Below are 23,230 nucleotides of genomic sequence, written 5' to 3' on the forward strand. Positions count from 1 at the left end.
CGACGGTCCGGCAAAAAACACCAGCACAGCGGTGCAGACAATGACAATATTCCGCACAGTTTTCGTTAGTTGGAGCAGCTACCCGCTACCTTTGTAAGCAGCCACAAAATAAACGAATTAAAACTACGTGGCCCGGACCATCCCTTTGTCTTCGTTATTCTTTTTACGCTTTATCCGGCAGCTATTGCCCTCCACTATCCTACTGCTACTCTTATGGGTAGGGGTGGCAGGGCATGCAATAGCCCAAACCAATAAGCGTCCGCAAACCACTGCCGTGCCGGCCAACGCCGACGTTCGCCCCGGCCCCATCATTCGGCCCAATGCCAATGATACCGCCCGCGTCGTAACGCTGCAACCCGTGCCGGATTCTGTGCGCGTAGCCGACTCGCTACGAGTGGCAGCCCGGCCCAAGGGTCCCATTCAGACCACTGTTAAGTACGCTGCCAAAGACTCCATTGAGTTCGACATCGACGCCAAGATTGCCAAGCTCTACGACAAGGCAACTGTTGATTACGGCGACATGTCGCTGAAAGCGGCCATTATCACCGTCGACTATAATAAAAACCTGATGTCGGCCGTGGGGGTACCCGATTCTACGGGGCGCACGCAGGGGCAGCCGCTGTTCAAGCAGGGCGCCACCACCTACCAGGCCGGCAAGATTGACTACAACTTCAAAACCCGCAAAGGCAAAATTGGGGAAGTAGTGACGCAGCAGGGTGAGGGATTTGTGCACGCCGAGGTGGTCAAGAAAAACGACCTCGACGAGATATACGGCCGCAATGGCCGTTATACCACTTGCAACCTCGCCGATCCGCACTTCTACATCAACACGGCCAAGATGAAGGTGATACCGGGCCAGAAGGTGATTACCGGCCCGTTCAACCTGGTGATTGGTGGTATTCCTACCCCTCTGGGCCTACCATTTGGCTACTTCCCTACCCCACGCAAGGGCAGGGCCTCGGGCCTCATCATCCCTACCTTCGGGCAGAGTGCCGACCGGGGGTTTTTCCTACGCAACGGGGGCTACTACTGGGTGCCCAACCAGAATATTGGTGTCCGCTTCACCGGCGACGTATACTCTGGCAATGCCGAAACCTTTGGCGGCTTCCGCGGGCAGGCCGAGGCGCAGTATACCAAGCGCTACGCCTACTCCGGCCTGTTCAGCTTCAGTTACGACCAGCGCCCGGCCCAACGCATTCTGAACCCGGGGGGTATACAGCTGGAAAGTACAGCAGGCCGCGTGTACACGCCCCGCACGTTTTGGCTGAGCTGGTCGCACACGCCGGTGGCGCGCCCTGGCGGTGGGCGGTTCTCGGCCAGCGTGCAAGCGGGTAGCAACAACTATAACCGGCAAAACAACTTCAACGCGCGCAACTACCTCACGCCGGCGTTCAGCTCCAATATTTCCTACTCTAAGCAACTGCGCTACCTGCCTATCAACTACTCCATTCAGGCCAGCCAAAGCCAGAATACTACCACGGGTACGATGGACTTCACCCTACCTGACGTGACAGTAGGTGTGGCCCGTCAATATCTGTACAGCCTGTTTGGGCTGGAGCCAAAGGGTAAAATTTATGAGCAGTTTGCAGTGGCGTATACTCTCACGGCTCGAAACCGAATCAGCAATTCTATTCCGTCGCGGGTACTGGAGGGTGGAGCTATACCTCTCATCGGTGGCACCAATACCTCGCAAATCCTACCTGTCAAACTGTCCAATATCAATACGCTGCTGCGCAACGCGCAAACCGGCATCCAGCATCAGTTTCAGATTTCGTTGGGCAGCTATACTGCCGATCAAGTCTTTGGTGGCTTGCTCGATCGGGTAGCCTTCCTAAAATACCTGACCGTCCAACCTTCCATCAATTACGGCGAAACCTGGTACTTTAAACGTCTCGATTATAGCTACGTAGAGGAGGCCCGCGCCGTGCGCATTGATACTGTCACGGGTTTTAACCGAGTGTATAACTACTCGGGTGGTGTGAATATGGGCACCAACCTGTATGGTATCTATCAAATTAAGGGAAAGAAAATTGAGGCCATTCGCCACAAGATTACACCCAGCCTTAACTATCAATATTCTCCCAACTTCGCCGCGAATGATGCCTACTTCACACTGCTGAATACAGGCACACTGGTGAACTCGCAGGGTTTGCTGTATAACCAATTTGCAAGAGACGATAATGGGCAACCAATAAGAGACCGAAGCGGCAATCTAACTCCTCTTACCCCCGGTACGCTTGTCAACCAACTGGCCTTATCGCGCTACAACGGCTTTGCTTACGGCGTACCCAGCGGTAGCCGCACCAGCGCCCTAACGTTCTCGCTCCAGAACTCTGTGGAAATGAAGGTGCGCGATAATCAGGATACCACCGGCACTACCCCATTCAAAAAAGTAAGCCTGATTGATGGCTTCGATTTTAGCACTGGTTACAACTTTGCGGTCGACTCGCTGAACTTTGCGCCGATTACCGCCACGTTCCGTACGCAGGTGGCGCGCAAGCTCAATATTTTGATCAATGGTAATTTCGTCGTGTATCAGCGAGACTCCACAGGCACATTGATCAACCGTTACCTTTTCGATCAGCCCAAGCGTCGTCTTGCTCGCCTTACCACGGCTGCGGTGCAGCTTTCCTACCAGTTCAACCCAACATCCGGCAATAAGAAATCGACGGTACCGCGCGCCGTGGCGCCTACCAACGACCCCATGCTAGGCACGCCGATTCCAGTGAATCCGTACGAGGATTATATGGACTTTACGTTACCCTGGGAGTTGAGCACCAGCTTTACCGCAAGCTACATAGACCCCGGTACCCGCGCTACCAACCTATTTTATACCAGACCGGCACCGCTAACGGCCGTAGCGCTCAGCCTGAGCGGCTCCGTGAAACTCACCGATAATCTGCGCCTGGGGTACAGCACGGGCTATGATTTCAAGAATAATACCGTCACCTTCACATCCTTAGACTTCTCGCGCGACTTGCACTGCTGGCAGATTACCGGCAACTGGCGCCCCTTTGGCTACACGCAGGGCTACTACGTGACCATTGCGGCCAAATCGGCGCTGTTGCAGAGCTTGAAGCTAAACCGCAACAAGACCTTCCTGAACAACTAAGGACCGGTGAGTGGGATCGTACCACTTAAATCCTGATTTTTTAGGAGCTTTGGGCCCTGTTCCTGCTACCGCGTGAGTTTCTGGTGCCACAGATTGTTTGCATCGTTGCCTACCCACACGTCCGCAAGACCCCCTACGTCCTTAAGACCCCAATACCCTAAAATGTCTCAACACAAAGAAGTGAAGCTCGTGACCACCCACCAGCTGCTGGCCATGAAGCAGCGCGGCGAGAAAATCTCGATGCTGACGGCGTACGACTTTTCGATGGCCTCCATTCTGGACGGCGCTGGCATCGACGTGCTGCTGGTGGGCGACTCGGCCTCCAATGTGATGGCCGGCCACGAGACTACCCTACCCATCACCCTGGATCAGATGATCTATCACGCGCAGTCGGTGATACGGGCGGTAAAACGGGCCTTTGTGGTGGTAGACTTACCGTTTGGCTCCTACCAAGGCAATTCGTCGGAGGCGCTACGCTCGGCTGTGCGTGTGATGAAGGAAAGCGGTGCGCACGCGCTAAAGCTGGAAGGCGGCGCTGAAATCAAGGACAGCATCACGCGAATTCTCACGGCGGGCATTCCGGTAATGGGTCATTTGGGCCTTACCCCGCAGAGTATTTATAAATTTGGCACCTACTCAGTGCGGGCCAAGGAAGAAGCCGAGGCGCAAAAGCTAATTGAAGATGCCCTGTTGCTCCAAGAAATCGGCTGCTTCGCGGTAGTACTGGAAAAAATTCCGTCAAAGCTGGCTAAGCAAGTAGCCGAGCAGCTTACCATTCCCGTAATCGGGATTGGGGCTGGTCCTGATGTGGACGGCCAAGTGTTGGTAGTACATGATATGCTGGGCATCAATAAAGAATTCAAGCCCCGCTTCTTGCGGCGCTACGCCGAGCTACACGAAATCATGAGCGACGCCGTGCGTCACTATGTACAAGACGTAAAAAGCCGCGACTTCCCTACCCAAGAAGAAGCGTATTAATCAATTAAAAATGAGGAATGAAGAATTAAAAATAATTAGCTGTACAGTATATCTACTCTACTATGTCCTCAGCTTTTAATTTTTAATTATTAATTTTTAATTCCCTATCCGTGAATCGTCCGAATATCTGGGCCGAGGGCCGTGAAATCCTATTTGAGGACAACCACTTACTGATTATCAACAAACCCGCCGGCTTGCTGGTGCAGGGCGACGCCACCGGCGATGAGCCGCTATCGGCCAAAGCGGAGGAATACCTACGGTTTAAGTACAAAAAGCCGGGCGCTGCCTTCATCGGCGTGGCGCACCGCCTCGACCGGCCCGTGAGTGGCGTAGTAGCATTGGCTAAGACCAGCAAAGCCCTTAGCCGCCTCAACGAGATGTTTCGGGATAATAAGGTGCACAAAACCTACTGGGCGCTGATAGGTAAAGCGCCCGAGTCGCTGGAAGGGCACCTCACACACTGGCTGGTGAAAGACCCCATCCGCAACGTTACCAAAGCCTACCCCAAGTTGCACCCGCAGGGCCAAAAGTCGGAGTTGGACTACCAAGTGCTGGGCCAGGCCGGTTCGCGCTGGCTGGTGCAGGTAAACCCTATCACCGGCCGGCCGCATCAGATCCGGACGCAACTGAGCACGGGCTTAGGTACTCCCATCGTGGGTGATGTGAAATATGGCTTCCTGGCTCCCCTACCCGACGTCAGCATTGCCCTACACGCACGGCAACTGGAATTTAGTCATCCCGTCACCAAAGAAGCTATGTGCTTCCAGGCGCCCCTACCCGATGTAGCTCACTGGGAAGCCGCCCAGGCGTATTTGTAGAAACGTATTGGTTGGCAAGTTTACTCTTAGGTGACAAAACCGTCTGTCATCCTGAGCGGAGCGACGGCCCTTATGCCCGTAGAACGACAAGTGTAACAACAACTCGTTCTGCGGGCATAAGGTCCTTCGTTCCGCTCAGGATGACACGCTTTTTCCTACCTAACACTCTACATCTTATTGTTCCACGGCTTCACCTTTTAATAATATTTTGGCCTTTTGGTCAGGATTATTGAACAACGTACGCTCTGGCCGTAGGTTTGTGAAGTGAATGTGAACTAAACATAGCCCGTTTGCTTTGTTCGGGCAACTCACCTCGATTTTTCACGGCGTTTCTAACTCTTTTGATCCATGCCGATCCTCATTTTCTTCGTTGCCCACTATTATCTGTCGCTGTTCACGCAGACGTTTTACCTGCACCGATATGCGGCGCACAAGATGTTCACGATGAACAAGTTCTGGGAGAAGTTCTTCTTCCTGTTCACGTACATCTGCCAGGGCTCATCGTTCCTGTCGCCGCGTGCTTATGCGCTGCTGCACCGTATGCACCATGCCTTCTCCGACACGGAACTGGACCCGCACTCACCGCTCTACTCGTCGAACGCTTTCACGATGATGTGGAAAACCAAGAATATTTACAACGACGTGCTCAATCGCAACTACGAGCTGGCGGAGCGCTTCGAAGGCAATTATCCTGAGTGGCGCCTGATCGAGAAAATCGGCGATTCCTGGATGTCGCGTCTGGGCTGGGGCACGGCCTATGTGCTGTTCTACATCAACTTTGCTACGGCCTGGTGGATGTACCTGCTCCTACCCTTGCACTTCCTGATGGGTCCGTTGCACGGTGCCATCGTGAACTGGGGCGGCCACAAATACGGCTACCAGAACTTCGACAACCACGACCATTCCAAAAACACACTGGCGCTGGACTTCCTGGCCTTCGGTGAGCTGTTCCAGAACAACCACCACAAGCTGCCCATGCGCGTCAACTTCGGTGTGAAGTGGTGGGAGTTTGACCCTACCTATATGTTCATCTGGACGCTGGACAAAGCACGCATTATTAAAATCAAGCGCAAAACGCCTACCAGAAGCAAGTTGCGCGTTGCTGCTTAGCGCTTTGGCACCTCCTCTGAAAAGGCCGCTACTGTCTGGTAGCGGCCTTTTCTTTTGCATTGATTACGAAGCAATAGCTATCATACCACGGACATAAATCTATTTCGGCGCAATCCTTTCAATCTGCAAAATCTGTGAGTACCTTTGCGCCTCACTTTCAACCAGACGCACGAGTTGCGTCGCTTAACCAACCCGGTTTATGGCAGTTAAAATCCGCCTCGCCCGCCGCGGCCGTAAAAAGGCCGCTCAGTTTGACATCGTAGTAGCCGACGCCCGCGCTCCCCGCGACGGCCGTTTCATTGAGAAGCTCGGCACATACGACCCCAACACCAACCCTGCCAGCATCAACTTCGACGGCGACAAAGCTTTCGATTGGATCATGAAGGGCGCTCAGCCTACCGACACGGTTCGGGCTATGCTTTCGTACCGTGGTGTGCTCTACCGCAAGCACCTGCAACTTGGCGTAATCAAAGGCGCCATCTCGCAGGAAACTGCCGACCAGCGCTACAACGAGTGGATGGAGCAGAAGAACGCCAAGATTGAGGACAAGCGCACGAGCCTGGGTACTGCCCAAGCCGAGAAGCGTCAGGCTCAACTAGCTGCCGAAACCAAAGTGCGTGAAGCGCGTGCTGAGGCTATCCGTCAGCGTCAGGCTGCCGCTGCTGCTGCCGCCGCTCCTGCTGTTGAGGCAGAAGCTTCGGCAGCAACTGAAGCTGCTGCCGAAACCACAGAAGAAGCTGGCGCCTAATTGCCCGCTGCTACGTAGGTAAAAGTCGGAAGGCTTGGAAGAAGGTGATGACGGGCTTTCCCGCGTAACCTTCCTTCTAAGCCTTCTGCTTTTTACGTTTAGCCCTTTCTTATGAATCTCGACGAATATTATCAGCTAGGCACCGTGGTGAAGCCCCACGGCCTACGCGGCATGGTGGTGGCTTTTCTGGACGTAGACGACGTGAACGACTACCGCAAGCTGAAAGCGGTGTGGTTGGCTCTACCTGCTACTCCCAACCAGCCCCGGGAATACGCCGTGGAGCGTGTGCAGCCTCAAACCGCCGATCGGGTGTTGCTGAAGCTAAAGGGCATTGAGCGGGTAGAAGATGCTGAGCCGCTCCGCAATGCCGTCCTCTACCGCCCGCTGGCCGATTTGCCTCAGCTGGAGGAAGACCAGTTCTACTTCCACGATGTAATAGGTTACACAGTAGTAGACGAAAACCTGGGCGAGCTGGGCATTGTGGAGTCCTTTTACGAGCTTCCGCAACAGGATGTCATGGGTATGCGCTACAAAGAGCAGGAGGTGCTTATTCCGGTGGCCGACGAACTCATCTCCCGCGCCGACCAAGCCACCAAGAAGCTCTACGTAACCCTGCCCGAAGGGCTACTCGATATTTACCTGGGTTCTTAGCTCAGCTTAGCTGATGACTTTCTACTAAAGCGAAAGCCATTAGCTAACCGCCAATTCATTCATCATGCGTATCGATATTGTCACCTGCCAACCCGAGTTACTGACGAGTCCTTTTGCCTATTCCATCATGAAGCGGGCGCAGGAGAAGGGATTGGCAGAGTTGCACGTGCACGATTTGCGGCGCTACGCCATCAACAAGCACGGCCAAATCGACGACTACGTATTTGGCGGTGGTGCGGGCATGGTGCTGCGTGTGGAGCCCATTGCGGCGTGCTTTGATGAATTGATGGCCCAGCGCTCCTACGATGCTATCATTTATCTCACGCCTGACGGTGAAACCTTACGTCAGCCGTTGGTCAACCGTTTGTCGTTGGGTGAGAACCTGCTGCTGCTCTGCGGCCACTACAAGGGCGTTGATGAGCGCATCCGGCAGGAATACATCACCCACGAAATCAGCATTGGCGACTATGTGCTAAGTGGCGGCGAGCTAGGTGCGGCGGTTTTGGTAGACGCCGTGGTGCGCCTACTGCCGGGCGTACTCGGCAATGAAGAATCGGCCCTCAGCGACTCTTTCCAGGACAACCTGCTAGCGCCGCCCGTATATACCCGGCCAGCCGAGTGGCGCGGGCAATCGGTGCCCGATATCTTGCTTTCCGGCAATACCCCACGCGTGGAAGAGTGGCGGCACGAGCAAGCGTTAGCCCGCACCCAGCAGCGCCGGCCCGATTTATTGAATTAAATGATTGAATTGTTAAACGATTGAATAGCTACTCAGCGAAAAGGTGAGTTGTTGGTTTGCCTATTGAATGGCAAAACAGTCAATCACACAGCCTTTCAACCATTTAACAAATCAGTCATTTATCTTCCAGACTTGCAATCTTCAAAATAGAGGGCTATATTTGCGCCTCTTTACCCGAAACCTAGCCGGACGGCGGCGCCGTCCATTTGATTTTTTTTCAGTCATGAGCGTACTACTCGATTTTATCCAGCAGGAATCCCAGGAGCGCCGCGCCAGCTTCCCCGTTTTCGCCGCCGGCGACACCATCAACGTCCACGTGAAAATCCGCGAGGGCAACAAGGAACGCGTTCAGCAGTTCCAGGGCGTAGTAATTCAGCGCAAGAACGCCAGCTCGAACGGCGAGACGTTCACGGTGCGTAAAATCTCGAACCAGATCGGTACCGAGCGTATTTTCCCGCTGTTGTCGCCCAACATCGAGAAGATTGAGCTGATTCGTCGTGGTAAAGTACGTCGCGCTCGTCTGTTCTACCTGCGTGGCCTGTCGGGCAAAGCTGCTCGTATCAAGGAGCGCCGCATGAAATAAGGCGTGCTTGTATAGCATCCATAAAAAAGCCTACCCTTTGCGGGGTAGGCTTTTTTATTGGGCTTGTACCAACTATTTATTGGTAGCCGAATCTTCTGCCAGGTCTTGTGCGGGCGTGTTCTCGTTGCTCTGCACTTGCTTGCTAGCTGATAGCAGCGCCTCGCCTAATTTTGTCACGCGCTCGGCTGTGTTAGGATTTTCGGCAAATACAGCTGCCTTCACCGTGTTTTCGCCCAAACGGTTAAGTAGGCGCTTGATGATGCTTTTATCGAGCGTGCCCGAGCCGAAATGGGCTTTCAAATCCTGTAAGTTCGTGACAATCTGGTGAAATTCGGGATTGTCTGCATCCTTTATATCTTGAATCCAGTTCTGAAGCGTGTTGTCCAGGCCGGCGCGGTTGGCTTCTTCCTGCAAATCAGAATTCAGGATTTTGGTAGAGCCGTCCAAGTGGTTTTGGTGCTGAGTATCGCTTTTGGGTTCTTTATGAAAAGACATGGGTTGTAGGCGTTATGCTGCCAAGGCAGCAGGTGGAAAGTGCTTATGCAAACGCGACTGGTAGGGAAAGGTTGGGATACTGTAGTTGAGCAGTATTCCGTAAACTTGACCTTCTTCGCTTGCCAAATGGCTACCCACCATTTCCTACCCTTTGCCTATGCGCCTACCCCTTCTTTCTTTGCTTTTGGGCACGCTGAACCTGTTATGCAGTTGCCGCACCGACTACGCCGACCTCCCCACCTTTTCCACTGAGCATCACCTGTTGCAAGCCGTAGTCGAAATTCCGGCTGGCACCAACCACATACAACAGTACGACCCCACCACGCGCACCTTCCGCAAAGTGCAGCGCGCTGGCACCGACCGCATGGTGGAGTTCCTCCCCTACCCCGGCAATCTGGCCTTTGTGCCCGGTACCCATACTACTCCTACCAAACGCCACCCCCACGGCCAGCCCCTCGCTGCGCTTATCCTGGCTGAAAGCCAATCGACTGGCACTGTGTTGGAGATTTTGCCCGTGGCGCTATTGCGGCTCGATGAGGGCGGTATACCCCGGCAGGTACTCCTGGCAGTGCCCGCACGCCCGAGTCTGCGCATTTTACCTGGCGCTACTACATGGGCAGCAATACAGCGAGACTACCCCCATGTGCGGCCAATGCTGGAGCAGTGGTTCCGGCAAACGGGCACCGCCGCCGGGAGCGTGCGCGTAGCTGGCTGGAAGGATGAGCAGTTTGCGCAACAACAGGTACAAGAAGCTAGGTATTAAGAATCGTATTCTCATGCAAGGGCAACAAAAAACCCCGCCTGGTTAGGCGGGGTTCTCATATTCTTACGTAGCACTAGCTTACTCCAGCTTGTTCATGCGGTCTTTCACTGCTTCCAGTGCTACGCGCATATTCACAATGTCGGCGCGGGCAGCTTCCTGCTCTTTCAGGTTGATGTCTACCTGGTTGTTGAGGTTCAGCAGCTCGGCGGCGTTTTGCGCCAACTGCTGCTGAATCTCTATTTTCTTCGCTTTGTTCTTTTCAATGTCTTTCTTGATGTTATCCTGCTTGGAAATTACCGCGCTGTGGTTGTTTTGCGAAGCCAAAAGTGCTTTCTCAGCCTCCTGCACCTGCACAGCCAAGTCTTGGCGGTAAAAGCATGCGGGCAAACGTCTTTAGATAATCCTCCGAGGCTTTCCACTGCGCTGGGGTCGACTCTTTGCTGAGGTAGGCGTTGCCTAGGTCGACAGACCACCACACGGCGGTACCAGTCGGTGCAGCATCTACCTTGCTGATCACGCGAATAGGTGTTTTGGATATTTCCTCAATCACTACGCCGTCAAGTGTGTAAATACCCTTGTCGTTTTTCAGCTTGCTACCAAACTTTTCGTTTAATTGTTTGGCCCAGGCATCTTCCACCCGCTTGTTGTCCAACTGCACTGTTACGCGTTGGCCTTTGCGGGGAATGCCTTTCACAGCCATTTCCGTTTCATCTACAGGCGAGCGTTGAGCATAGCCCGTAACGGTCAAAGCCAATAGCAAGAAAGAGAGAAGTAGGCTTCGTTTCATATGCGGCAAAGTATGTTGAAATGAAGAGGTTTCAGTATTGTAAACGTGGTTATTAGCTATTTTAACTGACCAAATCTAACCTCCTTTACTACTACAAATGCTACGCCACAATTGATTTTTTCAGTGATTCTTGAATTTTGTTCAATAAATACTATAGCATATTATTTAACTGCCAAAAACAATTCAACTCTAATCTTACCAGCACTTTTTGTTCGCCATTTGCTTTTTTACTATTGGCCAAGCAGCCCAAAACTTCTACTACTCCCACCGGTTGTACCTATCCTATGCAAGTCACAGTTTGCCGCACAGAGCATTTCAACGCCGCGCATCGTTTATATAACGCTACCTGGAGCGACGAGCAAAACCAACAGGTTTTTGGCGCGTGCAACAACCCACACTACCACGGGCACAACTATGAGCTTACCGTGCGCCTGCGTGGTGCGGTGGACCCCGAAACCGGGTATGTGTATGATATGAAGGATCTGAGCCGGCTATTGAAACGCGAGATTCTGGGTATCTTTGACCATCGAAACCTTAACCTGGATGTGGCAGAGTTCAGCCACCTCAACCCTACGGCCGAAAACATTGCCGTCGTTATCTGGAATCGGCTGCGCCCGCACCTCGCCGCCGATCTGCACCTGTCGGTAACGCTCTACGAAACCGACCGCAACTTTGTAGAATATCATGGACAACTTTAACCCGACGGAGCCGGTTTCGTCCCACTCCGACGGCCCCGATACCCATCTGGCACCCGAGCTGCGCACTCCCCTACGCGACGATGCCTTTGCGCTGACCGACGAAACGAAAATTGACGCCATTGCCGGTCATTTTCGTGAGATTATGCACTTGCTGGGCCTCGACCTCACCGACGATAGCCTAAAAGGTACACCCCACCGGGTAGCAAAAATGTACGTGCAGGAGTGGTTCCGGGGGCTAAACCCTGAGCACCGGCCGGAGGTACGCTTGTTTGAGAATCGCTATAACTATCAGCAGATGCTGGTAGAGCGCGACATTACGGTTTTCTCCTGCTGCGAGCACCATTTCGTGCCCATCATTGGCAAAGCCCACGTAGCCTACCTACCCGGCGAGCACGTGGTAGGGCTGTCCAAACTGAACCGGGTGGTGCAGTACTACGCTCGCCGCCCGCAGGTGCAGGAGCGCCTGACGCGCCAGGTTGCTGAGGAGCTAAAGAATGCGCTGCACACCGATGACGTGGCCGTGCTCATTGAAGCCGACCACTTGTGCGTGATGAGTAGGGGCGTGAACGATACCAGTAGCGGCACGCTCACGGCCGAGTACGGCGGCGCCTTTGGCCAGGATGCCCAACTACGGCAGGAGTTTCTGCGCCTGATTGGCAAGTAAGCCGGCATCCTCGTTGCCAATTACAGCCTATGGGTTAGCTTGCGGCTGTCGGGCGGCTACAACTCTGCCGCTCGACAGCCGTTTGTTTGTATCACGACCCTTCCTTACACTCTGCAATTCCCTTCTGCATGTCGCGAAAAGTACTCATCTCGGGCGGCACTGGCCTGATTGGCACCCGACTGGCCGAAATGCTGATTGATGCTGGCTACGAAGTGGCGCTACTGAGCCGCGAGGCCCACGCCGAGCGGTTCCGCCGCTTTCATTGGGACCCGCGCCACGACGATATCGACGAAAATGCCGTTCCCTACGCCGACTACGTGATTAACCTGGCCGGTGCCAGCGTATCGGATGGGAAGTGGACAGATGAGCGAAAGAAGGAGATTATCGACAGCCGCTTGCAGGGCACCAACCTGCTGGCCCGCACCCTAGCCCGCGACAACCACCGCGTGCAGACGTTCCTGTCGGCTTCGGCCATCGGCATCTACGGCGACCAAGGTAGCGACACAGTAGACGAAAACTTCCCCCCCGACCCCGACGACTTTTTGGCCGAAGTGGCCCGGCAGTGGGAAACAGCAGCCCAGCGCGTGCAGGCCCTAGGCATTCGTACGGTGGTTATCCGCATTGGCATTGTGCTCAGCGCCGACGGCGGCGCCCTACCCGCTATTGCCAAGCCCACAAAGTTGGGCGCGGGCGCACCGCTGGGCTCGGGCAAGCAGTATATGTCCTGGATTCACATTGATGATCTGTGCCGGCTGTTCATCCAGGCCATGGAGGAAAACGAGTGGCGCGGCGTTTACAATGGCGTGGCGCCTCACCCAGTCACCAACCGCGAGTTTACCGAAACGCTGGCCGAGGTGCTGCACCGCCCTTTAGTACTTCCCAAAGTACCCGCCTTCGGTCTGAAACTGCTAATGGGTGAGATGAGCGAGATTGTGCTAGCCTCCCAGCGCGTAAGCGCCGATAAGGTATTGCAACACGGCTTTCAGTTTGAATATCCGCACTTGCAAGAGGCACTGGAAGAGATTTACGAGCCGGAGGAGTAAGACCTAGATAAATAAAAAAGACCGTCATTTCTGCGCTAGAAATGACGGTCTTTTTTTGATTTATGGAGATGCTACAAACTATCCGGTACGCTACTCCTACCAGAATTTATCTGATCCAACAGGTTGTCAATCCGTAGCGAGTCCACGGCTTCGCGCTGGCGGCGGGGAGCTTCCGTCACACACTGGTACTTCTTGTTTATCTTGACCGTGGGCTTTGGAAACGGCCCCATTTTGTAGTCCAGTTCCTTGTCCTGATAGACTTTCTCCATGTAGAGGCCGAAAATGGGCAGGGCCATGCGGCCGCCTTCGCCCTGCTCGGAATGCAGGAAGTGGATGCTGCGGTCCTCGCCGCCTACCCATACGCCGGTTACGAGGTCCTTGGTGACGCCCATATACCAGCCATCGGAATAGTTGGAGGTAGTGCCAGTTTTACCGCCAATCTGGTTGTTGTTTTTCCAGAGTTCGTAATCCCACAGGGCCTGTGAGGTGCCACCGGGCTCTTCCATACCCCCGCGCAGCATATACGTCATCAGCCAGGCAGTTTCAGCCGAAATAACCCGTTTCTGGCGCGGGTCAAATTGGGCAATGACGTTGCCGTTGCGGTCCTCGATGCGCGTAATCAGGCGCGGCTCGGGGCGGAAGCCCTGGTTCACGAAGGTGCTATAGGCATTCACCATCTCGTACACGCTCACATCGCCCCCCGAGCCCAGGCCAATGCTTGGCACACCCAGCAGCTTACTCCGGATACCTACCTTATGCGCATATTCGGCCACCTTGTCCCAGCCCACCAACTCCGTGAGCTGGGCCGTCACGGAGTTCACGGAGCGTGCCATGGCGTAGCGGAGCGTCATATTCATGCCGGTGTAGGAGCGCGTCACGTTGTCGGGCTTCCATTCCATGGGCTTGCCGTCTTCCACGTATTTAATGGTGATGCGCTCATCCCGAATTCGGTCGCAGGGTGCGTAACCGTTGTCGAGGGCTGTGAGGTAGACGAAGGGCTTGAACGTGGAGCCCGCCTGGCGCTTGCCCTGCTTTACATGGTCATACTGGAAAAAGCGGTAATCGAGGCCGCCTACCCAGGCTTTCACCTGACCGGTGAAGGGGTCCATGGTCATCATGCCGGCCTGCAAAAAGTGCTTGTAGTAAGCCAGCGAATCCAGCGGCGAGAGTACCAGCGTGGTGTCCTTGTCGCCTTTCCAGGTGAACACTTTCATGGGCCGCTTGGCGTGCAAAGCCGAATCTAGGCGGGCGGGTTGCCCTTTGAACTGCGCGGCCAGCATCTTGTACTGCTGGGTGCGCTTCATCTGGGTTTCAATGAAATCCGGAATCTCCTTGCCCTTTTCGTTCACCCAAGGATTCTGGTTGCGGTTGCGCCAGAATGCGTCGAAGCGCCGTTGCAAGTTCTTCATGTGCTTTTCCACCGCATACTCCGCATGCTCCTGCATGCGCGAGTCGATGGTGCTGTACACGCGCAGGCCGTCGCGGTAGAGGTCGTAGCCGTTTTGCTCGCACCACGTGTTCAGCGCCTGGCTGATGGCCCCCCGGAAATAGGTAGACGGCCCATCGATGTGGCGCTCCACGTGGTATTGCAGCGCAATAGGCAGCTCTTGCAGAGAATCGGCGGCAGCGGGCCGCAGAAAGCCCGCCTGCCCCATGCGCGTAAGCACCAGGTTGCGGCGCTTAATAGCCGCTTCGGGGTGAAAGCGGGGGTTGAAGGCAGTAGGGTTGTTGAGCAGGCCTACCAGCATGGCCGCTTCCTGGGGCGCCAGGCTATCGGGCGAGGTGCTGAAAAAGGTTTTAGCTGCCACCTTGATACCGAAGGCATTGGAGCCATACTCCACGGTATTGAGGTACATGCGCAGAATTTCTTCTTTGGTATAGCGCTTTTCCAGCTCTACAGCCGTCAGCCATTCCTTGGTTTTGCTGATGATAGTGCTTACGCCGGGAATGTGGCCCAGGCCGCCGCGAGTTTCGCCGCGGCGGGTTTTGTAGAGGTTCTTGGCGAGCTGCTGGGTGATGGTGGAGCCGCCGCCGCTGCGGGTGTCGCCGCTGAGCACGCCCGCAACGGCGCGGGCCAAGGCGGTGGCATCAATGCCGGAGTGCTCGTAGAAACGCACGTCCTCGGTGGCAATGAGAGCTTTGATGAGCAAAGGCGAAATTTTATTATACGCTACCGGCGAACGGTTTTCGCGGAAGTACGTGCCCATCAGCACGCCATCGGACGAGTACAGCTCCGAGGCTTGCTCTACTTTGGGATCTTCTAGCTCCTCCAGGCTTGGCGACTTTCCGAACAAAAACAGGAAGTTGGTGCTCACCAAAATAGGGTAGAGCAGAAATACGCCTACCCCAATGATGAACAGCGCCCACATAAAGCGCGACAAGCGGTTGGGCCAACGGCGGCGAGGCGGGGCAGAAGCAGAATTCTCTTGTTTCGGAAGGTCGGGAGCGGACATGCGGAGCGCGTTGGGACCGGCCCGCGCAACGGGTAGGGGCCTGGCAGGAACAAATATACCAGATTAGGCGCGGGCGGACACAGAACGGTAGTCAGAAGGGGTAGAACGAAAAAGCACTGCATCAGCGTATCTGTTCCATAAAGTCCTTTCATTAGCTCAGGATAATCGCGAAGCTGAACAAGCAGACTGCAACCATCCCCGCAAAGATCAGAATGCTCAGCAACCACGCCAGTGACCAGCACATCCACCAGAACGTATGGCGCACGGTTTGCCGGATTCTTTCCAGAGTAATGACCACCCCCCACTGCCCCAGGGGTAGGCAACCCACTATTAGCATTAAAGCTACTGGCTCAACGCCTGGCGTGTGCGGCCATAGTTCCAGTTGAAATAGCAGATTCAGGGCGCCTACCACTACGCCCGCCACTGCCCACCATAGCAGTGGCGGAATCAGATGGAACGTTCGCAGTAAGAAATGCACTAACACTCTCATTTGCTTTTCCTTATGAGGGCCTACATTCTTTCATCTGCGACGAGCTGATAGAGATGAGGATTAAACTTATTAAGCTGATTCCTACGCCTATTGAATAGCCTATAACCAGCAGGCCTGCTATGCCTTGAGTTAGTGCATCTGACTGCATTTCCTGCAATGAAAAAAGCAGTACACAAAATGACTCATGTAGAAGTGTGAGCCCCCAAAGTATTACTGTCCGTTTTCCGTTACACTTACCCAATACCAACCGCCAGCGCAGAAAAAAAAGAATCAGCCCCGGTATGGCGATACCACAAAGAATTCCGAACAATAGAAGAACATTTAATTCGAGGATGGTGACAGAATCTTTGAACTGCTGAGTGGCTACCAGCCACTTCATGATTCTATTGTTAGGTATACTAAAGCGCTTCTGCTCTGGCAATTCTGACAGGCGCTCACTACTAGCGATATGTTTACTGTTCATTTTTCGGGAATATTATCCTTAATCTTAATCTGAGTAAGTAGTGCGCAACAGCACATAGGATTAATAGAAGCTATCAATCTGTATCGTGTATTTTGATTCTACCCGGCCGTAGCCGGCGTCCAGTACCGAAACACAAGCGTCAACGACCCGAGTATGAGGCCGACTACCAGCGCCGTGACGGGTAGCACGAGGTACACCAGCCGCCGCCAGCGCACATCGGGGGTGGCAGCGTGTTCCTGCCACGTGAGTACTACGGCCAGGGCCACTACCCCGCCGCCGCAGCTCAGCAGCGCGAGCAGACTAAGGGCGAGGTTCGTTAGCATGGATAGTGGCGTGAAGTGGAAGGGAACGAATAGCTTGCCAGTCGGCTAAGGAGCGGCTAGGCCAGTGGCGCTGCGTTTCCAGTGCTCGAAAGTCCTGGATGCGCTGGCGCAGGCGGGCTTGCGCTTCAGCTTCGGGTAGAGCTACCCACTGGCTGTAGTCGTTTTCCTGCACTAGCTCGCGGCCGGCGAGGGTAGGTGCCGCAGCGGCTAGCTCGGGCAGCACGCGGTCGGGCATATCCAGCAAGAAACCGTAGTCGACGCGGTGGAAACGGGGTTGCAGGTTGTAGCGCACCATCCAGATTTCCCAGTTGCCGGCGGCCAGCAGGAGCAGCACCGCGTAGGCCGCCAGCGCGTTCAGGCGAACCAGAGAGTAGGCTGAGCGCCGCTGCCAAATTTTCAGTAGCACCGTGAGCAGGCCGAAGAAAGTCAGCAGCAGAAAGCCATATACACCGATGCGTTTGTAGGCTAAGCCCGTGTATACAATATAATAGTAGTTGCGCAGCCCCACCGACACAGCCAGCACCGCATTCTGCACCACCCACACAGTAGCCAGCCACCGCAGGGTAGGCAGACCCTTAGGGTAGAAGTTGAGGTTGCGCCGGAAATACCACAGCACAATCCCCATCGCCACCAAAATGCTTAGGATGAGCACATAGGTGCCCTCATGCACAAATTGCGTGAGGTCGAAGTCGGCGGCGGGCCGGAAGTCGATCCAGATCCAGCTGATGTCGATGAGGTTGACCACGAGCAGCAGCAGGTTCACCAGCACCAGTAGGCTCATGGCCATCAGGTACTCGCGGCGCAGGCCCAGGGGCGGAAAACGGTCGGCGCGGAAATCGGGGCGGCGCACGCCCAGCGAGGCTACCCGGTCGCGCTGCCGCTGCACAAACTCCCCGAAGCGCGACTCATGATCCGCGAAGTAGTGTATCGGCAGGATGAGCAGCGCGCCCGCCGTGAGCACCAACCCCAGCAGAAAAAACAGCACGTGCGGCACCGATAAGCGGCTAAATAGCATATCTAGCGCTTCACCTACCAATTCCCAAAAGCGAGTGGTGAGAGCTGCATACTTCGGATTAGCCAGTACAAACAGCAAATGAAAGCCCGCCAGCGCGACCAGTGGCAACAGCAGCAACCGGCCGTAGAACCAGCCGCGCCCTACCCTACCGCTCAGGTTAGCCGGCAGGCGCAACAGTTGGAGTAGGCGTTGCGTGGCCGGTGCCAGATTAACCACACCCGTGAGTACAGCATAGAGCACTAGGCGCAGGTGAGGCTGGTTGCGGTAGCCCAACCATCCGGCAAGCGATACCACCGCCGCTAACTGCGCTGCGCTGGAGGCATACACGGCTACCAAGCTGGCGCTCAGCACGGTACCCGCCAATAGCAGCCAGCAGTAGCCTGAGCGCCACTGTGGCGCTGTGCGCGGCAGTCCGGCTACACTCACGCCCAGCACAAATAGCGTGTATACCAGCATGTTCAGCGCCATGCGCTCATGCCAGAACAATATATCAAATAGGATGGCGCCTACTGGCAAAGCCAGCTTTTGCAGAGCCGTGAGCGGAAAAGGTGGCACGGCGGGCGCGGTTGCGGAGTGGTAGGCGGCGCTGGGTGAATAAGTTGCCATATTTTATTTTTATTAAAGTACTTTGTATTTCAAAGTTTATACACAAAAAAAAGAGCCTACCCTCCTTTCAGCAGCTTTTCCAACGCATTCAGGTGGTCCTGAAAGGCTAGCTTGCCTTCGCTTGAGGCTGTATAAGTAGTATTGGGTTTCTTACCCACAAACTGCTTACTAACGGTCACGTAGCCGGCTTTTTCCAGGGCCGATACGTGGCTGGCTAGATTGCCATCGGTGAGGTCCAGGGCTTCTTTCAAGTCGTTGAAGCTCACCGAGTCGGTGGTCATGAGCACGGCCATTACGCCCAGCCTCACGCGGTTGTCGAACGCTTTATTAAGGGTATGAATGGCGTACTTCACGCGGGGCGGGAACGTTCGTAACGGTTATACATGAGCAGGCCATAGCCGATGTGGCACAGTCCGAACCCGAAGGCAAAGAACAGTAACCCCCAAACCGGAAGCAAGGTTGCGAGCAGTCCCAACCCAATTTGGGTGAGGCCCAGCCACCGAATTTCGTCTAAGGTATACTTGCTGGCGTTGAGCAGGGCTAACCCGTAGAACAGCAACATGCCCGGTATCACCAGTCCGGCGGCCCCACGCAGGTAGAGCATCAAGCAAAACAACCCACCCGCTGTCAGCGGAATGGCCAAGCTGACTGCCAGCCGTCGCCCGAGTGGCCCCCACAAGGCCATGCCGTTTTGCCGGGCGCGGCGCTGGGTGAAGAAGAAAGCCACGCCGAGTGCCAATACAATAATGACAGCCGCCAAACCCAGCAGAAACGGCAGCGCTTCCAGTCGGCTGGCATAGTCGCCATTCATTAGCCGCATAAAGCCGCCTTCGCCGTACTGACTGTTGAGGTACCAGTTGCCTATGGCTACCCCGGCTAGCGCCACTACCCCCGCCCCTACCCCCGACAGGCCGCTAAGCGAGATGAACCGCGACGAGCGCTCCATGATAGCGCGAATTTCCGTGAGTTGGGCGAGCGGATCAGTAACTGGCTTCATAGCGTACAGAGCACTTTGTATTGCAAAGTTGTTAAATCGTCACGCCATTTCCAAACATTGTGACGATTTCTGCTGACCTGATCGTCTTGCTGATCTCCCTAACAATGCCATCGAGGGTTAAACGCTTTGGCAAACTCTTCATGACCACTAGCTCATTTCTTAGCAGTAGCAATGCCTACAGTTGCTACCAAAATGAGACGGCCTTACGGAAATGCTATTCCCCATTCCCAGGCTTTGCCATAAAAGTGCTTACCAGGCAAGTGCTGTAGCCCAGTTGACAGTTTTTACTTTTTCAAAAAATACGTTTGAAAATATCTCGTAGCCAGCGCTGGAATGCGCTTTATAAAAAAAGTTCCACTTGATAAAAATCCTGCAAAACCGTCATTTCGTATATTAAATCGAGATACAGTTTCACTTTTCCCATTTCTGTTCTAATTTTCCAAATAATAGAATTTCAACATTTTTTTACTCCCACTGCTTCTCCCAACTTTCTTACCCTTTGTTATATGCTATTTCTTAACTCACTAACCAACTACTCTCTACGCAAGGCTCTTTCGCTGTGGCTACTCAGCAACCTTGGCGGCACTATACTGCTCACCCTCGACTTCGCGCTCGACCGTCCGGCCGATTTCTCTATTGGCTTGTTTAGCGGCTTGCTGGCGGCTTTGGTTTCGTTGGTAGTATTGCCCTTGTGCGTACCTCTTTTCAGCTTGCTAGGCCAGTTGCCTACCTGCTCGGCCCGGCGTACCATTGGCACAGCAGCCGTATTGGGTTGCTATGGGCTCACCAACTTCTTTGTCATGCATCATTTGCCAGTGGTTGATCTGCGCAGTCTGCTCACCATGTCGCTGCCGTATCTGGCGGCAGCGTTGGCCGCGGTTTACTTTCTGTGTGAGCCGGCTCCCCCACGTTTCCAGCACGCCGCCTAGGCATGTAAAGGTCAACGTTTCGGGCGGGGTGGCGTAGCAGTAGGCATATATACTGCTGTTATGCCTCCCGCTTATGGAAGATGATTTAGCAATTGAGGCAATTCCTCAGGAGAATAACCTGGCACAAACCAGCGCCTGGTGTCACCTATGGCACGGCACTGTGCTAGCGTTTGTTTTGCCTTCAATAGCATTCCTGTACGTCAACCGCGACGCGCTGCAAAACTCAATTGCAGCATGAAGCTCCGCTTGCAACTGTTCGAGTTTGAGGACCTGCCGTGGTTTCCGAAGGCGGTGCGGGCGGGCATGATGGACTACCTGCGCTTCATGATTTCGGGGTTGAAAATTTATCAGCCCATTGTGCCCATTCTGCGTGAGGCACTGCGTCACACCAGCCAAACCGAGTTGCTGGAGCTGTGTGCCGGCGCCGGCGGCGGCACAGAAGGCGTATGGCGGGCGCTGCAAGTGCAGGACTTGCCGCAGTTGCACGTCACTCTCACCGACCTCTATCCCCAGCCTGCCGCCTGGCAGCACCTGCACGAGCGCACAAGCGGCGGACTTGCCTTTTTGCCTACGCCCGTAGATGCTACCCGCGTGCCAGCTACCCTGCCGGGATTTCGGGTAGTGTTTTCGGCCTTTCATCATTTTCCTCCCGCGGTAGCCGAGGCTATTCTGGCCGATGCCGTGCGGCAACGGGCAGGCATTGGCGTATTTGAGGGAGCCGGCAAGCACTGGCATGAAGTAGCATTGGCGGCCCTAGTAATGCCCGTGGCGCTGCTATGCATCACGCCCTTTATTCGCCCATTTCGCTGGAGCCGGCTGCTGTTCACTTACCTCGTTCCCCTGATTCCGATGTGCACCGTCTGGGATGGCGTCGTGTCGATTCTGCGGCTTTATCCACCCAACCAACTCCTGGCCTTGGCCCATCGTGCCGACCCTAGCGGCGCTTTTGAGTGGCGCGTGGGCAAGGCGCGCCATTGGTCGGGCTCGCAGGTGCTCTACCTCACGGGCTGGCCGAAAAGTCAATTACAGATCGAGAAGTAAAAATTAAAGGCGATTCTGTCAACTTTACGGCTGGTGCGGCCTTCCTTACCTCAACCACCGTAGAGAAAACAGAAACCCTACCCGAAGCTGCGCAACTACATGCTTGCTTCTCATTTTGCTTCTTCCTTGCTGTATAACAAGTACCGTCGGGCGTTGCCGCTGCTGCGGATTCCGTTTTCGGTGTACCTGATGCCAGTGTTCTGGTTTGGGTTGAGCGCCTTGCGCGAGCCGTTCAGCCCGTGGCGGGCGGTGGGCGTATTTGTGGTGCTGCACCTGCTGGCCTACCCTGCCTCCAACGGCTACAACAGCTACTACGACCGCGACGAAGGCAGCATTGGCGGCCTGCGCCAGCCACCACCAGTATCGCGGGAGCTGCTGCATTTGGTGTGGTTGTTCGATGGGCTAGCTGTGTTGGGCGGGGCGCTCCTGTCCCTACCCTTCGCGGGGCTGGTAGCCGTGTATCTGCTGGTATCGAAGGCGTACAGCTACGAGGGTATTCGCCTGAAAAAGTACCCGCTCGTGAGCACGCTGGTAGTCGTGGTGTTTCAGGGTGCCTATACCTTTCTGATGACGCAGGTGGGGGTAGGCGCTTCTCCTGCGGCTATTTTGGCCTCTGATAACCTCCTGCTGGCTATGGTGAGCACACTGTTCTTATGCGGTTCCTACCCGCTCACGCAGGTATATCAGCACCAGGAAGATGCCCGCCGCGGCGACCGGACGCTGAGCCTGCGCCTGGGCATACGGGGTACGTTTGTGTTTGCGGGCGTGGCGCTGGGGGTAGGGGCAGCCTTGCTGGTGGCCGTATACGCACAGCGCAACGAGTGGCCGCACGCGCTGCTGTTTCTGACGGCTACCCTACCCGTGGTGGGGCTGTTTGGCCGCTGGGCTTGGTTGGTGTGGCACGATGCCAGCGCCGCCAACTTCGACCATACCATGCGCATGAACCAGGTATCGTCGTTGTGCCTGAGCGCCGCGTTTGTGGTAATGTTGCTCTGGCGCTGGTGGTAACGCGCCGCCGAAAACGTCGGCCAAGCACTTGCCGTATTAGCTAACTCCTCCTGTTCTCCTCCACGGTATGCGCCCTCTTGTTGCTCTCTCTTGCCTGCTGCTCACTAGTGCATGTTATCAGCAGAATAGCCAATATTCGGGTACCTCGCCCCTGGCTGCCGATACAACGGCGGCCGACACGTCGCTGGAAGCGCCTGACACCACCCGCGCCGGCAGCGTCTCGGCCCAGTCCGACACGCTGAAGGTAGTGCAGAAACGCCACGAGTTTTCTACCCCCGGCATGCCCGATGTATTCAGGCTAGTATTGCGCGGCAACGATGCGCTGAGTGGGCAACTCGATTTCACTATCACCGACCATACCGGGCAGATCATCTTTCACGAGGTATTGTCGGCGGCTGATCTGGAGGCGGCAATGGTGTATGATATGGCTGGCACCACGCCCCCTACCCCTGCGGCCCGCGAGGCCTACGTGCGCCGCCGCATGGATGAGTTTTTTGCCGATCAGAATTTTCATCAGCCTGCCCTACCCACTGCTACTCCTTTCCCCGCCGGCAACCCCCTCGACCGCAACACGTGGGCCGACATCCAGCGCCGCGCCGATACCATCGGGTTTCAATATCTGGTAGGCAAAGAAGACCGCCGCCGCATTGCATATTCGCCCCTCAAAAAGCAGGTGGTGCAGTTAGGCGGCTTCGGTAGTTAGAAGCGCCTATTCT

General features: G+C 55.1%; 26 protein-coding genes. 16 read left to right on the plus strand and 10 right to left on the minus strand.

Translation table 11 applies throughout. The features are described 5' to 3' along the window. Positions 1 to 184 precede the first annotated feature (184 nt). The 8 genes from F1C16_RS13245 to rplS all read left to right on the plus strand — a co-directional run bounded on the left by F1C16_RS13245 (position 185) and on the right by rplS (position 8,739). Positions 185 to 3,112, plus strand: coding sequence for a putative LPS assembly protein LptD (locus F1C16_RS13245; protein ID WP_185281112.1), 2,928 nt, complete (start codon positions 185 to 187; stop codon positions 3,110 to 3,112). 162 nt (positions 3,113 to 3,274) lie between these two features. Next, positions 3,275 to 4,090 (plus strand): 3-methyl-2-oxobutanoate hydroxymethyltransferase, encoded by an 816-nt coding sequence (panB, locus tag F1C16_RS13250; RefSeq protein WP_185281113.1) that lies wholly within the window; start codon positions 3,275 to 3,277, stop codon positions 4,088 to 4,090. Positions 4,091 to 4,200: 110 nt separating this feature from the next. Next, a complete protein-coding gene (locus F1C16_RS13255; RefSeq protein ID WP_185281114.1) occupies positions 4,201 to 4,908 on the plus strand; it encodes an RluA family pseudouridine synthase in 708 nt (235 codons plus the stop codon). A 348-nt stretch (positions 4,909 to 5,256) separates the two neighbouring features. Beyond that, entirely contained in the window at positions 5,257 to 6,018 is a 762-nt protein-coding gene (locus F1C16_RS13260; protein WP_185281115.1) for an acyl-CoA desaturase, read from the plus strand. A gap of 199 nt (positions 6,019 to 6,217) precedes the next feature. Continuing rightward, entirely contained in the window at positions 6,218 to 6,766 is a 549-nt protein-coding gene (locus tag F1C16_RS13265; protein WP_185281116.1) for a 30S ribosomal protein S16, read from the plus strand. A gap of 111 nt (positions 6,767 to 6,877) precedes the next feature. Continuing rightward, positions 6,878 to 7,417, plus strand: a complete 540-nt coding sequence (gene rimM / locus F1C16_RS13270) for a ribosome maturation factor RimM (RefSeq protein WP_185281117.1) — start codon at positions 6,878 to 6,880, stop codon at positions 7,415 to 7,417. 64 nt (positions 7,418 to 7,481) lie between these two features. Then, positions 7,482 to 8,156: a tRNA (guanosine(37)-N1)-methyltransferase TrmD gene (trmD, locus tag F1C16_RS13275; protein ID WP_185281118.1), complete on the plus strand. Its 675-nt coding sequence runs from the start codon at positions 7,482 to 7,484 to the stop codon at positions 8,154 to 8,156. A gap of 223 nt (positions 8,157 to 8,379) precedes the next feature. Next, positions 8,380 to 8,739, plus strand: coding sequence for a 50S ribosomal protein L19 (gene rplS / locus F1C16_RS13280; protein WP_185281119.1), 360 nt, complete (start codon positions 8,380 to 8,382; stop codon positions 8,737 to 8,739). Between the two features lie 72 nt (positions 8,740 to 8,811). Here the strand turns inward: rplS and F1C16_RS13285 are convergent, their stop codons facing one another. Continuing rightward, positions 8,812 to 9,234 carry a hypothetical protein gene (locus F1C16_RS13285; RefSeq protein WP_185281120.1) on the minus strand — a complete coding sequence of 141 codons (423 nt, stop codon included), beginning with the start codon at positions 9,232 to 9,234 and terminating at the stop codon, positions 8,812 to 8,814. Between the two features lie 157 nt (positions 9,235 to 9,391). On the opposite strand from F1C16_RS13285, the gene F1C16_RS13290 reads away from it, so the two are divergent. Then, a complete protein-coding gene (locus F1C16_RS13290; protein WP_185281121.1) occupies positions 9,392 to 9,997 on the plus strand; it encodes an inorganic diphosphatase in 606 nt (201 codons plus the stop codon). Positions 9,998 to 10,075: 78 nt separating this feature from the next. Here the strand turns inward: F1C16_RS13290 and F1C16_RS13295 are convergent, their stop codons facing one another. Both F1C16_RS13295 and F1C16_RS13300 read right to left on the minus strand, forming a co-directional pair. Continuing rightward, a complete protein-coding gene (locus F1C16_RS13295) occupies positions 10,076 to 10,384 on the minus strand; it encodes a hypothetical protein (protein ID WP_185281122.1) in 309 nt (102 codons plus the stop codon). Continuing rightward, entirely contained in the window at positions 10,332 to 10,784 is a 453-nt protein-coding gene (locus F1C16_RS13300; protein WP_185281123.1) for a hypothetical protein, read from the minus strand. Before F1C16_RS13300 ends, F1C16_RS13295 begins: the two co-directional genes overlap by 53 nt. 284 nt (positions 10,785 to 11,068) lie before the next feature. Here F1C16_RS13300 and F1C16_RS13305 point away from each other — a divergent pair, with 284 nt between their 5' ends. The 3 genes from F1C16_RS13305 (at position 11,069) to F1C16_RS13315 (ending at position 13,189) form a co-directional block, all read left to right on the plus strand. Continuing rightward, a complete protein-coding gene (locus F1C16_RS13305) occupies positions 11,069 to 11,482 on the plus strand; it encodes a 6-carboxytetrahydropterin synthase (RefSeq protein ID WP_185281124.1) in 414 nt (137 codons plus the stop codon). Further along, entirely contained in the window at positions 11,469 to 12,146 is a 678-nt protein-coding gene (gene folE / locus F1C16_RS13310) for a GTP cyclohydrolase I FolE (RefSeq protein WP_185281125.1), read from the plus strand. Before F1C16_RS13305 ends, folE begins: the two co-directional genes overlap by 14 nt. Before the next feature lie 128 nt (positions 12,147 to 12,274). After that, positions 12,275 to 13,189, plus strand: coding sequence for a TIGR01777 family oxidoreductase (locus F1C16_RS13315; protein WP_185281126.1), 915 nt, complete (start codon positions 12,275 to 12,277; stop codon positions 13,187 to 13,189). 71 nt (positions 13,190 to 13,260) lie between these two features. On the opposite strand, the gene F1C16_RS13320 is transcribed toward F1C16_RS13315, so the two are convergent. The 7 genes from F1C16_RS13320 to F1C16_RS13350 all read right to left on the minus strand — a co-directional run bounded on the left by F1C16_RS13320 (position 13,261) and on the right by F1C16_RS13350 (position 19,536). Beyond that, positions 13,261 to 15,642, minus strand: a complete 2,382-nt coding sequence (locus F1C16_RS13320) for a penicillin-binding protein 1A (RefSeq protein ID WP_258048908.1) — start codon at positions 15,640 to 15,642, stop codon at positions 13,261 to 13,263. A gap of 151 nt (positions 15,643 to 15,793) precedes the next feature. Then, positions 15,794 to 16,120, minus strand: a complete 327-nt coding sequence (locus tag F1C16_RS13325; RefSeq protein WP_185281127.1) for a hypothetical protein — start codon at positions 16,118 to 16,120, stop codon at positions 15,794 to 15,796. A gap of 22 nt (positions 16,121 to 16,142) precedes the next feature. Continuing rightward, positions 16,143 to 16,511 carry a hypothetical protein gene (locus tag F1C16_RS13330; RefSeq protein ID WP_185281128.1) on the minus strand — a complete coding sequence of 123 codons (369 nt, stop codon included), beginning with the start codon at positions 16,509 to 16,511 and terminating at the stop codon, positions 16,143 to 16,145. A gap of 182 nt (positions 16,512 to 16,693) precedes the next feature. Then, positions 16,694 to 16,918, minus strand: a complete 225-nt coding sequence (locus F1C16_RS13335; RefSeq protein ID WP_185281129.1) for a hypothetical protein — start codon at positions 16,916 to 16,918, stop codon at positions 16,694 to 16,696. Then, the gene (locus tag F1C16_RS13340; RefSeq protein WP_185281130.1) at positions 16,896 to 18,539 is read right to left on the minus strand and encodes a DUF4173 domain-containing protein; all 1,644 of its coding nucleotides are present in this window, start codon (positions 18,537 to 18,539) and stop codon (positions 16,896 to 16,898) included. Before F1C16_RS13340 ends, F1C16_RS13335 begins: the two co-directional genes overlap by 23 nt. A 56-nt stretch (positions 18,540 to 18,595) precedes the next feature. Further along, positions 18,596 to 18,892, minus strand: coding sequence for a transcriptional regulator (locus F1C16_RS13345; protein WP_185281131.1), 297 nt, complete (start codon positions 18,890 to 18,892; stop codon positions 18,596 to 18,598). After that, complete coding sequence (locus F1C16_RS13350; RefSeq protein ID WP_185281132.1) at positions 18,889 to 19,536, minus strand: hypothetical protein; 648 nt, start codon at positions 19,534 to 19,536, stop codon at positions 18,889 to 18,891. Before F1C16_RS13350 ends, F1C16_RS13345 begins: the two co-directional genes overlap by 4 nt. 506 nt (positions 19,537 to 20,042) lie before the next feature. On the opposite strand from F1C16_RS13350, the gene F1C16_RS13355 reads away from it, so the two are divergent. The 4 genes from F1C16_RS13355 (at position 20,043) to F1C16_RS13370 (ending at position 23,217) form a co-directional block, all read left to right on the plus strand. Beyond that, entirely contained in the window at positions 20,043 to 20,465 is a 423-nt protein-coding gene (locus tag F1C16_RS13355) for a hypothetical protein (RefSeq protein ID WP_185281133.1), read from the plus strand. A 234-nt stretch (positions 20,466 to 20,699) separates the two neighbouring features. Further along, positions 20,700 to 21,506, plus strand: coding sequence for a class I SAM-dependent methyltransferase (locus tag F1C16_RS13360; RefSeq protein ID WP_185281134.1), 807 nt, complete (start codon positions 20,700 to 20,702; stop codon positions 21,504 to 21,506). Between the two features lie 99 nt (positions 21,507 to 21,605). After that, the gene (locus F1C16_RS13365; protein WP_185281135.1) at positions 21,606 to 22,514 is read left to right on the plus strand and encodes a UbiA family prenyltransferase; all 909 of its coding nucleotides are present in this window, start codon (positions 21,606 to 21,608) and stop codon (positions 22,512 to 22,514) included. Between the two features lie 67 nt (positions 22,515 to 22,581). Continuing rightward, positions 22,582 to 23,217 carry a hypothetical protein gene (locus tag F1C16_RS13370; RefSeq protein ID WP_185281136.1) on the plus strand — a complete coding sequence of 212 codons (636 nt, stop codon included), beginning with the start codon at positions 22,582 to 22,584 and terminating at the stop codon, positions 23,215 to 23,217. Positions 23,218 to 23,230: the final 13 nt, after the last annotated feature.

It is taken from the genome of Hymenobacter sp. NBH84 (assembly GCF_014217645.1).
GTDB lineage: Bacteria > Bacteroidota > Bacteroidia > Cytophagales > Hymenobacteraceae > Hymenobacter > Hymenobacter profundi.